The organism is Photobacterium marinum (assembly GCF_000331515.1).
Lineage (GTDB): Bacteria > Pseudomonadota > Gammaproteobacteria > Enterobacterales > Vibrionaceae > Photobacterium > Photobacterium marinum.
On the sequence record NZ_AMZO01000023.1, the window covers coordinates 37,472 to 51,714 of the forward strand.

The 14,243-nt window shown below is 53.4% G+C and carries 10 protein-coding genes and 1 riboswitch; of the genes, 1 reads left to right on the top strand and 9 read right to left on the bottom strand.

Features of this window, described 5'->3' with window-relative positions:
* Positions 1–56 precede the first annotated feature (56 nt).
* Positions 57–2,975: an RNA polymerase-associated protein RapA gene (gene rapA, locus C942_RS16065; RefSeq protein WP_007467584.1), complete on the bottom strand. Its 2,919-nt coding sequence runs from the start codon at positions 2,973–2,975 to the stop codon at positions 57–59.
* 308 nt (positions 2,976–3,283) lie between these two features.
* On the opposite strand from rapA, the gene C942_RS16070 reads away from it, so the two are divergent.
* Positions 3,284–4,660 (top strand): PhoH family protein, encoded by a 1,377-nt coding sequence (locus C942_RS16070; RefSeq protein ID WP_007467586.1) that lies wholly within the window; start codon positions 3,284–3,286, stop codon positions 4,658–4,660.
* A 56-nt stretch (positions 4,661–4,716) separates the two neighbouring features.
* Here the strand turns inward: C942_RS16070 and thiQ are convergent, their stop codons facing one another.
* From thiQ to leuA, 8 genes are all read right to left on the bottom strand, one after another.
* Positions 4,717–5,442: a thiamine ABC transporter ATP-binding protein gene (gene thiQ, locus C942_RS16075; RefSeq protein WP_007467588.1), complete on the bottom strand. Its 726-nt coding sequence runs from the start codon at positions 5,440–5,442 to the stop codon at positions 4,717–4,719.
* A complete protein-coding gene (thiP, locus tag C942_RS16080; protein ID WP_007467590.1) occupies positions 5,442–7,031 on the bottom strand; it encodes a thiamine/thiamine pyrophosphate ABC transporter permease ThiP in 1,590 nt (529 codons plus the stop codon). The genes thiQ and thiP overlap by 1 nt, the downstream gene beginning before the upstream one ends.
* 13 nt (positions 7,032–7,044) lie before the next feature.
* On the bottom strand, positions 7,045–7,992 hold the full coding sequence (gene thiB / locus C942_RS16085) for a thiamine ABC transporter substrate binding subunit (RefSeq protein WP_232428185.1): 948 nt from the start codon (positions 7,990–7,992) through the stop codon (positions 7,045–7,047).
* Positions 7,993–8,134: 142 nt separating this feature from the next.
* A riboswitch (TPP riboswitch) is annotated at positions 8,135–8,241 on the bottom strand.
* A 143-nt stretch (positions 8,242–8,384) separates the two neighbouring features.
* Positions 8,385–9,173, bottom strand: a complete 789-nt coding sequence (locus C942_RS16090) for a DUF547 domain-containing protein (RefSeq protein ID WP_007467593.1) — start codon at positions 9,171–9,173, stop codon at positions 8,385–8,387.
* A 238-nt stretch (positions 9,174–9,411) separates the two neighbouring features.
* Positions 9,412–10,014, bottom strand: coding sequence for a 3-isopropylmalate dehydratase small subunit (leuD, locus tag C942_RS16095; RefSeq protein WP_007467594.1), 603 nt, complete (start codon positions 10,012–10,014; stop codon positions 9,412–9,414).
* Positions 10,015–10,026: 12 nt separating this feature from the next.
* On the bottom strand, positions 10,027–11,466 hold the full coding sequence (gene leuC, locus C942_RS16100) for a 3-isopropylmalate dehydratase large subunit (protein ID WP_007467595.1): 1,440 nt from the start codon (positions 11,464–11,466) through the stop codon (positions 10,027–10,029).
* A gap of 23 nt (positions 11,467–11,489) precedes the next feature.
* Positions 11,490–12,578: a 3-isopropylmalate dehydrogenase gene (gene leuB, locus C942_RS16105; protein WP_007467596.1), complete on the bottom strand. Its 1,089-nt coding sequence runs from the start codon at positions 12,576–12,578 to the stop codon at positions 11,490–11,492.
* A 2-nt stretch (positions 12,579–12,580) separates the two neighbouring features.
* Positions 12,581–14,131, bottom strand: coding sequence for a 2-isopropylmalate synthase (gene leuA / locus C942_RS16110; RefSeq protein WP_007467597.1), 1,551 nt, complete (start codon positions 14,129–14,131; stop codon positions 12,581–12,583).
* Positions 14,132–14,243 lie beyond the last annotated feature (112 nt).

Sequence of the window (14,243 nt, forward strand, 5' to 3'; positions counted from 1 at the left end):
GTCGGGCGGTGTCGATAGGTGCTTTTATCTCAGGAGCTTTACCTGAACCGATGAGGTTAAGCGTGGCTGACTACGATCAAACGCAGCGAATCCAACTGCACCTGAGCTTTGGCAATGTAGCCGGTCAGATCCTGGATTTGGGATTCGATCAGCTCCAGCTCGTCATCACGAATGTTCGGGTTTACGGCTTTCAGCGCCTGCAGGCGGTCAAGCTCTGCTCGCAGGTTGGCTTCCATTTCAGCTTGCGCGGCTTCACGAACCGTCACCAGCTCTTTGGCTACCGCATTTTCGGCGTGCTCGATCAGGACGTGAATGTCCTTCTGTACCGAGTTAACCAGCTTGCTGCCAAGGTGGCGGTTAACCGGACTCAACTGGCGGTTGAAACCTTCGAATTCAACACTGTCAGACAGGTTGTTGCCTTTGGCATCTAGCAGGATGCGGATTGGCGTTTGTGGCAGGTAGCGGCCGATACCGGACTGCTTCGGTGCCTGAGCATCAACCACGTAGACCAGCTCTAGTAGCAGGGTGCCTGCTGGTAGTGCTTTGTTCTTCAGCAGCGAAACTGCTGTGGTGCCAACGCCTTCAGACAGCAGCAGGTCGATACCGCCCTGGATCATCGGGTGCTCCCAGCTGATAAAGTGCAGATCTTCACGAGACAGTGCGGTGTCACGGTCGAAGGTGATAGTACAGCCGTCGTATGGAAGACCCGGGTAGCTGGCCACCATCATGTGCTCAGACGGCGTCACCACAATGGCATTTTCGCCTTTGTCGTCCTGGTTAAGGCCGATGGTGTCAAACAGGCCTAGGGCAAAGGTTACCAAGTTGGTATCACCGTCTTTGGCTGCGATGTTATCAACCAGTTCCTGAGCTTTGTCGCCACCATTGGAGTGGATTTCCAGCAGACGGTCACGGCCTTGCTCCAGCTTGCCTTTCAGCTCCTGGTGCATTGCAGCACTGCGTTCAATCAGTTGCTCCAGTGCTTCCTGGTCATGTTGCTCGCTTGCCAGCAGGCGGATCAGGTCGCCGCTGACATCATCATATACGGCACGGCCGGTCGGGCAGGTTTCTTCAAAGGCATTCAGGCCTTCGTTGTACCAGCGAGCCAGCAGCGCCTGGGATGTGCCTTCCAGATAAGGAACATGGATTTCGATATCACGCTGCTGACCGATACGGTCGAGACGGCCGATGCGCTGTTCCAGCAGATCCGGATTGTTCGGCAGGTCAAACATCACCAGCTGGTTGGCAAACTGGAAGTTGCGGCCTTCTGAGCCGATTTCTGAACACAGCAGAACCTGAGCGCCGTCTTCATCTTGGGCAAAATATGCTGCAGCCTTGTCGCGCTCAATGATAGACATGCCTTCGTGGAAGACGGTGGCACGGATACCTTCGCGCTCACGAAGAGCCTGTTCAAGGGTCAGTGCAGTCTGGGCACGGGAACAGATCACCAGCACTTTCTCGTTGCGGTTAGCTTTCAGCATATCCAGCAGCCAGTTAACGCGCGGGTCGAAGTTCCACCAGGTTGCCGAATCGCCTTCAAACTCCTGATAAATATCTTCCGGATACAGCAGCTTAACTGCTTTCTGCTCGTCGGAAACCTTACCAGCCATCATGCCTGCTACACGCATTGCTGTCTGGTATTGGCTTGGCATTGCTAGCGGGTACATGTTCAGGTGACGCTGAGGGAAACCTTTAACTGCGGCGCGGGTGTTACGGAACAGTACGCGACCGGTGCCGTGGCGGTCCATCAGGTTGTCGATCAGTTCCTGGCGAACGCTGGCTTTCTGTTCTTCATCGACATCGGCAGACTCGATGACACGCAGCATTGGCTCGATATCCTGCTCAGAAAGCAAATCAGCCAGGGTGTTCTTGGCGCTATCATCCAGTTTTTCACCGGAAAGCAGGCGGGATACGGCATCCGCAACCGGCTCGTACTGGCGTTCTTCTTCCACGAAGGCTTCGTAATCGTAGAAGCGGTCCGGATCCAGCAGGCGCAGACGGGCAAAGTGGCTTTCGCGACCCAGTTGCTCCGGTGTTGCAGTAAGTAGTAGTACGCCTGGGGTTTTCTCGGCCAGCTCTTCAACTACCTGGTACTGGCGGCTCGGTTTGTCTTCGCTCCACTCCAGGTGGTGTGCTTCATCGACAACTAACAGATCCCAGTCAGCCTCAAGAGCTTGCTCGAAGCGGCGGCGGCTCTTGCGCAGGAAGTCCAATGAACACAGCACATACTGGGCGGTATCAAACGGGTTGGCAGCATCGGCATAAGCCTCGACGCAGCGCTCTTCGTCAAAAATCGAGAAGTGCAGGTTGAAGCGGCGCATCATCTCAACCAGCCACTGGTGCTGGAGGGTTTCCGGCACCAGGATAAGAATGCGTTCGGCACGGCCGGACAGAACCTGCTGGTGGATAATCATACCCGCTTCAATGGTTTTACCCAGACCCACTTCATCGGCCAGCAAAACACGTGGTGCAAAACGGCGGCCTACTTCATGGGCGATGAACAACTGGTGCGGGATCAGACCGGCACGCATACCACACAAGCCGCGCAATGGACTTTTGTGCTGTTCATATTGGTTTTTCAGGGCGCGATAGCGCAGGGCAAAGCGATCCATGCGATCGATTTGGCCGGCGAACAGTTTGTCCTGAGGCTTGTTGAAGCGAATCTGGTGGCTAAGGAAAACTTCGCGTAGCTGAACATTTTCCTCTTCGGTATCCGTACGGGTACCGATGTAAGTGAACACGCCGCCTGTTTCATCGACCTTGTCAACTTTCAATGACCAGCCTTCATGGCTTTCAACCACATCTCCGACATTAAACATTACGCGGGTCACAGGAGCGTCATTGCGTGCGTACAGGCGGTTCTCTTCACTGGCGGAGAACATCAAGGTGACAGTACGGGCATCGAGCGCGACAACTGTTCCTAAACCCAGATCACTTTCAGTATCACTGATCCAACGTTGACCCAAAGCAAATGGCATAGTGGTTAAAACCTTCTAATTCTTTGATATTAATGAGAATGCTAAGCCGATGCCCTAACATTTTTGAACTACACTGAGGTTAAGTGTAAGCCAGAATCCGCACCGGTAGAAAAGGGCAGATATGTTACTGCATGCGGTGGATAAGGTCACGGCGAAAGTGATCTTGATCCAGCTAAATTGTTTCAGCCCCTGCTGTCACAATTCTTTAATTATCTCCGGTCATAAATAGTAATTGCGTAGTTCTGGCGTACGCTAAGAGAAGGACGGCAAGTTGATGTTGCTGTCTGCTTGTTACCTAGGAGGTAAATATGGACGATGCTGAACGCAAAATTTTTGTATTGGATACGAATATTCTGCTTCACGAACCCCTCGCCATTTATTCATTCAAAGAGCACGATGTCATTATTCCGATGACGGTTCTTGAAGAGTTGGATCGCATCAAGGACAGCAAGCGTGATGTCTCACGGGATGCCAGGGTGGCAATCCGAACCCTGGAAGATGTGTTCCGCGATGCAACGCCGGAAGAGATTTCTGCCGGTATTCCGCTTTCCGAACATGAAGAAAGCCTCGGCAAGATTTCCATTTTTGCGGATTATGAAGTGACGGAAACCGTGCATGCCTTTGCTGATAAGGCCGGGGATAATAGGATCCTGAATGGAATGCTCTATCTGCAGGCTGAGCATGCGCCTAAGGAAGTGGTTTTGCTCACTAAAGACATTAACATGAGGCTGCGTGCCAAAGGTGCCGGGGTCTACAATGTTGATGACTACCGTTCAGATCAACTTATCGATGATGTCAGATTGCTGACCAAAGGATATTACGAATTTCAGGAGGAGTTCTGGGCCCGTGTCGGAGAGTGCCAGTCTGAAACCCAGGGGCGTTCAACGTTGCATACTCTGCCGGCAGAGCTGTTCGACAAACCCTTTATCAATCAGTACCTGCTTGATGACAGTACGGATTTTGCAGCCAGGGTGCAGAGCATTAATGGCGCTAACATCACTATCAAAGATATCGGACAGGAACGCTTGATGAGCCGCCAGGCTTGGGGGATCCATCCGAAAAATGTCTATCAAGGAATGGCCCTCGATGCGATGATGGACCCGGATATCGATCTGGTGATTCTGACCGGCCCTGCTGGTTGCGGTAAGACAATTCTGGCGATGGCGGCGGCGCTTGAGCAAGTGATTGAAAAAGGGATGTATGACAAGATCCTTGTGACTCGTAATACCCCAGAAATCGCTGAGTCGATTGGTTTCTTGCCGGGTACCGAAGAAGAAAAAATGCTGCCTTGGCTGGCAGCGGTGACCGATACGATGGAAGCGTTGCACAAACATGATGTTTGTACTGATGGCTCAATGAAATACATCTACGAAAAAGCCAATATTCAATTTAAATCGATTAACTTTATGCGCGGGCGCTCAATCCAGAATGCTTTTGTTCTGTTGGATGAGTGTCAGAACTTAACCGCCTCCCAGATTAAAACCATCATCACTCGTTGTGGGGAAGGCACCAAAATTGTCTGTTCCGGTAACCTGGCGCAGATAGACTCCAGTTACCTGTCTCCGGTGACCTCGGGCCTGACGTATATCGTCGAGCGTTTCAAGAATTTCGAGGGTAGTGCCAATATCTATCTCGACGGTGTGATCCGCAGCCGTCTGGCCGAATTTGCGGAAGAAAACATGTAATTCAGATTCGAGAGGCGAGTTTCTCGATATTGGAAACTCGTCTCTCTATATCAGTCCTAATGGCCTAAATATCTTCTTAATTCTCCATCTTCCGGCTCTGTCAGCACCTGCTGAGCAGGGCCGAAAACGTTAATCTTCCCTTGTGCAATGAAAGCGCATTTATCGGCAATTTTCAGGGCATCGTCCGGGCTGTGGGTCACCATGAGTACGGTGATTTGCTGCTCTTTGGCTAATGCATGTACTAGTTCCAGCATCTCTTTACGCAACGCCGGATCCAGAGCGGAAAACGGCTCATCGAGCAGCAGCAGCGGACGGTTGCGGATCAGGCAGCGGGCCAGTGCCACACGTTGTTTCTGGCCGCCGGACAGCTGCTCCGGCAGGCGATCCAGATATTGTTGAATGCCGACTCTGGCTGCTGCGGCCTGAATGTTGTCCTTATCTTCCTGGCTGAGTTTTAGTCCCGGATGTATTCCTAGGCCGATATTTTCGAATACTGTTAGGTGGGGAAACAGGTTGTGATCCTGAAACAGCAGTGAAAGCGGCCGCTCAGAAGGCGGTTGGTGTTTGATAGCTTGACCGGCAATGGTGAGGCTACCGCTGTCTGGCATCAGAAAGCCGGCTATCATCGCCAGTAGGGTGCTTTTGCCAGCCCCGCTCGGGCCGAGTAGGGCGACGATTTCGCCTTTCTCAACTTCAAGGTCAAAGATGTATCGCGTACGTTCGGCCTGCGTAGGCTGGTCTGTCTGGGCGTAATGGTGGCTAAGTTGCTTCAGGGTCAGCATTATGGTGTCCGGATCAGTATTTTTTCAACCAGGGTAAAAAGTCCCAGGCTCAGGAGCAGCAGGATTAAGGCCGCGACTGCGGCGGCATCCATTTGGTAGCTGCCCATCAGTTGGAATAGATAAAGCGGCAGGGTCTGAAAATCTCTGCTGCCAAACAGGGCAATTGCTCCCAGATCGCCCAGCGAGAGTACAAAGCCAATTGCCAGCGCCTGAGCCAGTGGTTTGCGTAGGGCGCGCCACTCGACCAGACGTAGGCGTGACAGCCCGTGCATGCCCAGGCTCTGGCACAGTGGGTTGTATTGTTGGGCCAGATGCAGCATTGGCTGACTGAGGGTTTTAATTACATAGGGCAGCGCCATTAGGGCGTTGACTCCGACGACCACCCAGAAGGCGGCTTCGAAGGCATCGGTGTACTGGCGCAGCAGCAGGAAAATCCCGGTGCTGAGAACTAGTCCCGGCGTGACCAGAATAATGGTGCCGAGCAGCTCAATACCATCTGCGGGTAGTGTTTTCTTCTCAATTCGCCATTGGCGGCTGGCCAGCAGGATCGCAACCCCGGCAGTGACCGCCAGGACACAGGCAAGCAGGGCAATTTTCAGCGAGTTTGCTACGGCCTGCCACAGTGCTGGTTCTGCCAGCAGGGTCGGTAGCTTACTGTTCAGGCCGGCACTGATAACCGCCAGGATCGGGGGCAGTACCAGCAGAATAGCAAAGCCGATCCACAGCCAGTCCCAGGATTTTGCCTGCCAGGTGTCGAGATAGTTCTCCGGCTGGCGGGATACCGAGCCGCTCATGGTCGACAATGGCTTGGCAAAACGCTGGGTTATCAGCACCAGACTGCTGCAAATCAGCATCTGCCACAGGGCAAGGATGGCACCGCCGGCCAGGTCAAAGTCGTAGCGCAAGGCCTGATAGATAGCCAGCTCAATCGTGGTGGCTTTTGGGCCGCCGCCCAGCGACATGATCACCGCAAAACTGGTAAAGCAAAGCATGAAGATCAGGCCGATGACATGGGGCAGTTGCTGGCGCAGCCTGGGCCAGGCGACAAAGCGGAACTTATGCCAGCCTTTGATCCCAAGGTGGGCAGCTAGCTGGTGCTGCTCGAACGGGATCCCTTCAAGGCTCTGTAGTAACAGTCGGGTTGCCAGCGGGAAGTTAAGGAAAACGTGTGCCAGCAGGATGCCGTTGAGACCATAAATAGAGAATGGCAGGGATTCTCCGAAATGCTGGTACAGTTCAGCCAGTAGGCCGCTTTTACCGTAAATCGCCAGCAAGCCGAACACCGCAACCAGTACTGGCAACACCAGAGTCATGGCAAACAAACGCAATAACAGGCTGCGTCCGGGAAAGTTTCGCCGTGACAGGGCATAGGCTGCGGGGATGGCCGGGATCACACTCAATAGCGTTGATAACAGGGCCTGATAGAAACTGAAGCCGGCGACATGGCGCAGGTAAGGATCCTGCCAGATGAAGAACGGGTTGAGTTCGTTGGCCTGGCTGATCAGGGCTGAGATAGCGCAGAGCACCAGAGTGACAATCAGCCCGGCAGAGACGATGCCGGGCAGAATTTGGGTAACGCGGGTATTCAAAGGTCGGTAGCCATTATTGGGTCAGGGCATGTTGCCATTCACGGATCCATCCACGACGTTGAGCGGCCACTTCCTCGGCGCTGAATTCCAGTGATTTAGCTGGCAGTGTTAGCTGTTCAAAGCCTTTCGGCAGCGCCTGTTCGGTGACAGGATACATCCAGTTGCCAGTTGGGATCACCGACTGGAATTCCGGCGTCAGGATAAACGACAGGAACTTATCGGCCAGCTTTTGATTTTGGCTGTTCTTGAGCTTGGCGGCGACTTCGACCTGCATATAGTGGCCTTCGCTGAAGTCAGCTGCTTTATACTTGCCTTCGTTTTCGGCAATGATGTGGTAAGCCGGAGATGTGGTGTAAGACAGCACCAGATCTGATTCGCCCTTCAGGAACATGTTGTAGGCTTCGGACCAACCTTTGGTGACAGTAACGGTTTTTTTCGCCAGTTGCTGCCAAGCGGCATCAGCTTTGTCACCATAGACAGATTTCATCCACAGCATCAGGCCCTGGCCTGGAGTAGAGGTACGCGGATCCTGGTAGATGATGCTGAGATCGTCACGCTTAACCAGTTCGCTCAGGCTTTTCGGCGGATTAGCTAGCTTTTCTGAGTTATAAACAAAGGCGAAGTAGCCGTAGTCATAAGGGACGAATGTGGTGTCTGTCCAGCCGTTTGGCAGGGTGACTTTACTGGTATCAACGTTATGTTCAGCCAGCAGGCCGGTTTTCTTCGCTTCACTCAGCAGATTGTTATCCAGCCCCAGCACGATATCTGCCTTGGTACCTTTACCTTCAAGGCGCAAGCGGTTGAGGATCGATACGCCGTCTTCCAGCGCGACATATTCCAGGTCACAGCCACACTGAGCCTCAAAGGCTTTTTCAATCGCCGGGCCCGGTCCCCAGTCTGAGGCAAATGAGCTGTAGGTGTAGACAGTCAGGGTATCTGCGGCCATGGCAGAGCCAGCCATCAGCGACAGGGTTAAAGTCGGAAGAAGTTTGTTCACTATGCGCTCCTAAATGCCCTTGCTTCCCGCAAGGGGGATAAATATGAGCGGCACAGGGTTGAGAAAAGGCGTCCGGCATCGTGCTGCGACGCTGACACTTGATTGTGGTCGGTATTATCTCAATTCCTACGCCAGCATGATCTGGTTCAGGTTCAGTGGGTTCTGCGGTTGCAGTCTCAGTCCGGTTTAGGTCGGACACCCCAATGAGAACGAGAGCTATTGTAATGCGCTATGTCGCTGGTTGCCAGCGCAATACAAGAGTGTACGCAGAATATTGATCCGCATCTGTGACGGTTGTGCCGATACAGGGCAGGCTGAAAAATAACTGTCAGATTATATGGTTAATTAGTTTGTGCTCACTTCGCCTCATTGAGTGACCAGTTATAGTCGTAGCTGACATTATTCAGTTGCAGAGGTTGTCCTTTGCGGTACTGGTTGAGGTGCTTTTGCAGATCGCGTTGTGAGCCGAAGTCATTGCCGTACCAGTCATAAATGGATGACAACTGAATGCGGTTGCCGTTGATTTCCACACCTTTAGGGCTGTTTATGAAACGGCTGGCGGCCTGTTCGAGTAGTGTTTCCGTGTTGTCGGCTGTAAAAGCGACGGGTTGCAGGTCCGGACAGCCGAGGCTTGCGCAGTTTACCGCATAGTGAATCCGGGCATCACGCCAGATCGGGCGCAGGATGCGATGCTCTATATCATTGAGTGACAACGCCTGCTCGGCAACCGTGATTAGCTCCTCATCCCATGGCCCGAAGCTGAAGAAGCCGCCGAGTTTGGTGATGGATTTGATCGGGTAGTTATTGATGATCAGTCGTACGGTCAGGGCATTATAAAGGTTGACCCAATAGGCAAACTGCTCCGGTTTTGAATACTGACGGGGATCGATGGTCGCAAGTTGGCGAATGTAGCGGTCAAGCTCCCATTTGTCGTTATCGGAGACTGCGTGATAGCGAAACAGGGTTTGTTGGGGCAGCTCCACCAGATAGGTGTCCAGCATCTTTTGCCAGCGGCTGTGGTCAATCATCGCTGTGTTTGTCTCGTTGCTCTTTTGCCAGAATGGCCACAGGTCGGCTTTGGGGGCCGCCAGTACCGGGCTCAGGGCTGAGGAGATAAGCAGGATAAAAGTAAGTAGCAGTCGCATGGGCTGTCCTTAGTCAGAGCAAATTATTCATTTTGGTATACCAGATGACCCTGTCAGGGGCGAATGTCTTTCATTTGTTTCTTCTGCAATTAATTATGGAGAAGAAAACAGGTGATGAAAAAAGGTTATTGTTCCGTTTGGTATAAGTGATAGAAAAGAAAGCGCCCCGGAGAATGAACCGGGGCGTGAGTTTGTTACTGCTTACTTTTATCAACTATTCAGGTGTGTGGCTGAATAGTCAGGCAAGAAAAGCCGGGATATTACTTTCATACTCGGCGATTTTGTCTTCATGCTGCAGGGTCAGGCCGATGTTATCCAAGCCGTTCAGCAGGCAGTGGCGGCGGAATTCGTCAATTTCAAAACGGTATTCCTTGTCGTTGGCAGTGACTGTCATGCTCTTCAGATCTACCGTAACTTCGGCACCCTCGTTGGTTTCAATGAACTGGAAAATCTCATCGACTTCCTGTTCGGTCAGGCGTACAGGCACCATCTGGTTGTTGATGGAGTTACCGTAGAAAATATCGGCGAAGCTCGGGGCGATCATCACTTTTATGCCGTAATCTGCCAGAGCCCACGGTGCGTGCTCTCGTGACGAGCCGCAACCGAAGTTTTCCCGCGCCAGCAAAATACTGGCCCCCTGGTAGCGTGGAGCGTTCAGGACAAAATCCGGGTTCGGCTGCTGTCCGGCATCATCAAGAAATCGCCAGTCATGGAACAGGTGCTTGCCGAAACCGGTTCGGGTGACTTTCTGTAGGAACTGTTTCGGAATAATAGCATCGGTATCGACATTGGCTGCATCCAGAGGAACGACCAAACCGGTATGTTGTTTAAAACCTGTCATTTTTTCCTCTCCTTATGCCGTTACCGTTGCGGTTTCCAGGGTACGAATATCAACAAAATGGCCGACGCAGGCCGCGGCCGCAGCCATCGCAGGGCTGACCAGGTGGGTACGGCCGTCACGGCCCTGACGGCCTTCGAAGTTACGGTTGCTGGTCGAAGCGCAGCGTTCGCCCGGGCCTAAGCGGTCATTGTTCATTGCCAGGCACATAGAGCAGCCCGGCAGACGCCATTCAAAACCGGCTTCGATGAAAATCTTGTCCAGCCCTTCTTTTTCGGCCTGGGCTTTGACCTGTTCGGAGCCCGGCACAACCAGCGCCTGGACGTTCGGGGCAACCTGGCGGCCTTTGGCGATTGCAGCGGCGGCACGGATATCTTCAATTCGGGAGTTGGTGCAGGAGCCGATGAACACTTTGTCGATGTTAAAATCTGATAGCTTTCTGCCGGCTTCCAGTCCCATGTAGGCCAGCGCTTTTTCTGCCGAGGCTTTTTCTACCGGATCGGTGAAGTTCTCTGGCGACGGGATGGCTTCGTCAATGGCTATCACCTGGCCCGGGTTGGTTCCCCAGGTCACTTGAGGCCTGATGTCTTTGGCATCTAAAGTCACAACGGTGTCGAATTGGGCGCCTTCGTCAGTTTTCAGTGTCTTCCAGTATTCGACTGCGGCCTCGAAGTTGCCACCTTTCGGGGCAAAGTGACGCTCTTTGATGTAGTCGAAGGTGGTTTGATCCGGCGCGATCAGTCCGGCTTTGGCACCCAGTTCAATGGCCATGTTGCAGACGGTCATCCGCCCTTCCATTGTCAGGTCGGTAATGGCTTCGCCGCAGAACTCGACGACGTGGCCGGTACCGCCTGCCGCGGTAGTTTTGCCGATGATCGCCAGCACAATATCCTTGGCGGTGATCCCCTGTGCTACCTTGCCTTTTACCTCAATTTTCATGGTCTTGGCACGGGCCTGCTTCAGGGTCTGGGTTGCCAGCACATGTTCAACTTCAGAAGTACCGATACCGAAGGCTAGTGAGCCGAACGCGCCGTGAGTTGCGGTGTGGGAATCGCCGCAAACAATGGTCATGCCCGGCAGGGTAATGCCCAGCTCAGGCCCCATAACGTGGACGATACCCTGGTATTTATGGTTCAGGTCGTACAGGGTGACACCGAACTCTTTGCAGTTTTTAGCTAGGGTTTCCATCTGGATCCGGGCCATTTCGCCGGAGGCTTTGATGTCTTTGGTCTGGGTCGATACGTTGTGATCCATGGTGGCGAAGGTCTTGCCGGTCTGGCGTACCTGGCGGCCTTTTTCACGCAGGCCGTCAAAAGCCTGTGGTGAAGTTACTTCGTGCACCAGATGGCGGTCGATATACAGGATCGGGTTCTCGCCTTGTGCCGCGACAACAACGTGGGCATCGTATACTTTTTCATACAGCGTCTTCGGCGCTTTTGCTTGTGTGTTTGACATTGCTCGATTGCTCCTTGTTATCGTTAGGCCTGGCGGATATAGGCGGCGATCCTGTCGCCCATTTCACTGGTGCTCAGTGCCGGGCTACTACCTGCCAGATCGGCTGTCAGCTCGCCGGCTTCCAGCGCCTGGGATACCGCTTGTTCGATGGCACGGGCGGCCTGTTCTTCTCCCAGGCTGTAGCGCAGCATCAGGGCAGCGGACAGGATCTGAGCTACCGGGTTGGCAATGTTCTTGCCTGCAATATCCGGTGCTGAGCCGCCTGCCGGTTCGTACATGCCGAATTTGTCCTGGTTCAGGCTGGCAGACGGCAACATGCCCATCGAGCCGGTGATCATGGCGCATTCGTCGGAGATGATGTCGCCGAAAATGTTGGAGCACAGCATGACATCGAACTGGGCCGGATCTTTGATCAGCTGCATGGTCGCATTGTCGATGTACATGTGGTTCAGGGTGACTTCCGGATAGTCCCTGGCAACGTCTTCCACCACCTCGCGCCATAAGATAGAGCTTTGCAACACATTCGCTTTATCAATTGAGTAGACATTCTTGTTGCGTAGCATGGCGGACTCAAACGCGATCCGGGCGATACGTTCGATTTCGTAACGGTGGTAGACCTCAGTATCAAAGGCTTTTTCCAGCGGACCTTCACCTTCGCGGCCCTTCGGCTGGCCGAAGTAGATGCCGCCGGTCAGTTCGCGTACTACCACAATGTCGAAGCCGCGTTCGGAAATATCAGCCCTAAGCGGCGAGAAGCGCTCCAGGCCGGCGTGGATCTGGGCCGGACGTAGGTTGCAGAACAGCTGGAAGTGCTTGCGCAGTGGCAGCAGGGCACCGCGTTCCGGCTGGTCATTCGGCGGCAGGTGTTCCCATCTCGGGCCGCCAACCGAGCCGAACAGAATGGCATCGGCAGCTTCACAGCCTTTCAGGGTTGAGTCCGGCAGCGGACAGCCGTGGTTGTCGATGGCAATGCCGCCGACATCGTATTCATTGCACTCAAGGCTAAAGCCAAATTTTTCCTGAACCGCAGCTAGCACCTTGTGTGCCTGCTGCATGACTTCAGGGCCAATACCGTCACCCGGTAGAACGGCAATCTTATATGTACCTGCCATGGTTATACTGTCTCCATATGGGATTTTTGTTTGATTTCTGCAATTTGTTCAGCGCGGTGAATGCTGTTGATTACGTGTAGCAGCGCCTGTCCGGACGCTTCGACGATATCGGTCGCCAGTCCGGTGCCGTGATATTTGCGGCCTTTGTAGTTGGCGATGATGTCCGCCTGGCCCAGACCGTCTTCCCCTTCGCCCTTGGCTGTCAGGTCGAATTTATCCAGTACGATCTCGTAGCCTGTCAGGCGGTAGATACACTGGTAAAGTGCATCTACCGGACCGTTACCAACCGCAGCTTCGCATTTTTCCTCATCGCCGCACTGTAGTTTGATGCTGGTGGTCGCCATAACGCTGCCTGATTGCACGCTCAGGTAGTTCAGCTTGTAGAAGTCGTCTTCTTCGCGCAGGTTGGCGAAATACATCAGGGCCTCTAAATCATAGTCAAAGACCTGCCCTTTGCGGTCTGCCAGCTTCAGGAAGTCTGCGTAAAGCTGGTCCAGATCGTATTCTTTTTCGGTGTAGCCCAGGGTATCCATGTGGCTTTTCACTGCGGCACGGCCGGAGCGGCTGGTCAGGTTCAGAGCCTGGTTCTTCAGGCCGATTGATTCCGGCGTCATGATTTCGTAAGTGTTTTTGTTCTTCAGCATGCCGTCCTGGTGGATCCCCGAGGAATGACTAAAGGCATTGGCACCGACAATCGCTTTGTTGTCCTGGATTGGCATGTTGCACAACTGGCTTACCAGCTTGCTGGTGCGGGAAATTTCTTCATGGCGGATATTGGTGTTAACACCCAGGAACTCAGCTCGGGTTTTGATGATCATAGCGATCTCTTCCAGCGCACAGTTACCGGCCCGTTCACCGATGCCGTTGATAGTGCCTTCTACCTGGCGGGCTCCTGCCTGGACTGCGGCCATGGAGTTGGCAACTGACATGCCCAGATCATCATGGCAATGGACGGAAATAACGGCTTTGTCGATATTTGGTACCCGGTTGAAAAGCTCGGAGATAATGCCGCCGAATTCATTGGGGATGGTATAGCCGACAGTATCGGGAATGTTGATGGTTGAGGCTCCGGCATTGATGGCGGCTTCGACCATCCGGCACAGGTTATCTATCGGGGTACGGCCAGCGTCTTCACAGGAAAATTCGACATCATCGGTGTAGTTCCGGGCTCGTTTGACGGCTGCAACGCCCATTTCAATCACGTCATCGTAGCTACGGCGCAATTTGTCCTCTACATGGATGGTTGAGGTTGAGATGAAGGTATGAATACGGAAGGCTTCGGCTACTTTCAATGATTCGGCTGCCACATCAATATCTTTGGCAACAGCCCGCGATAGCGCACAAACCCGGCTGTTTTTGATGTTTTCGGCAATGGTTTTGACCGATTCGAAATCACCCGGTGATGAGACGGGGAAACCGGCTTCGATGACATCAACCCCAAGGCGTTCCAGGGCAAAAGCGATCTGCAGTTTTTCTTTCACCGTCAAGCTGGCCTGAAGCGCCTGCTCGCCGTCACGCAAGGTGGTATCGAAAATTATGACCTGATCTTTCATTGCTTCTTCCTTATGTTGGCCTGCCTGTTGTGTCTGGCTTGGTCTGCATCCGCTGCGCCGGCCCTATATATCAAAAAACCCGCGCAGGTTGCGCGGGTTTTGCTGTGTTTGT

Coding starts and splice junctions, on each gene's coding strand:
- rapA (WP_007467584.1), bottom strand. CDS start 2,975: ATGCCATTTGCTTTGGGTCAACGTTGGATCAGTGATACTGAAAGTGAT.
- C942_RS16070 (WP_007467586.1), top strand. CDS start 3,284: ATGGACGATGCTGAACGCAAAATTTTTGTATTGGATACGAATATTCTG.
- thiQ (WP_007467588.1), bottom strand. CDS start 5,442: ATGCTGACCCTGAAGCAACTTAGCCACCATTACGCCCAGACAGACCAG.
- thiB (WP_232428185.1), bottom strand. CDS start 7,992: ATGGCTGGCTCTGCCATGGCCGCAGATACCCTGACTGTCTACACCTAC.
- C942_RS16090 (WP_007467593.1), bottom strand. CDS start 9,173: ATGCGACTGCTACTTACTTTTATCCTGCTTATCTCCTCAGCCCTGAGC.
- leuD (WP_007467594.1), bottom strand. CDS start 10,014: ATGACAGGTTTTAAACAACATACCGGTTTGGTCGTTCCTCTGGATGCA.
- leuC (WP_007467595.1), bottom strand. CDS start 11,466: ATGTCAAACACACAAGCAAAAGCGCCGAAGACGCTGTATGAAAAAGTA.
- leuB (WP_007467596.1), bottom strand. CDS start 12,578: ATGGCAGGTACATATAAGATTGCCGTTCTACCGGGTGACGGTATTGGC.
- leuA (WP_007467597.1), bottom strand. CDS start 14,131: ATGAAAGATCAGGTCATAATTTTCGATACCACCTTGCGTGACGGCGAG.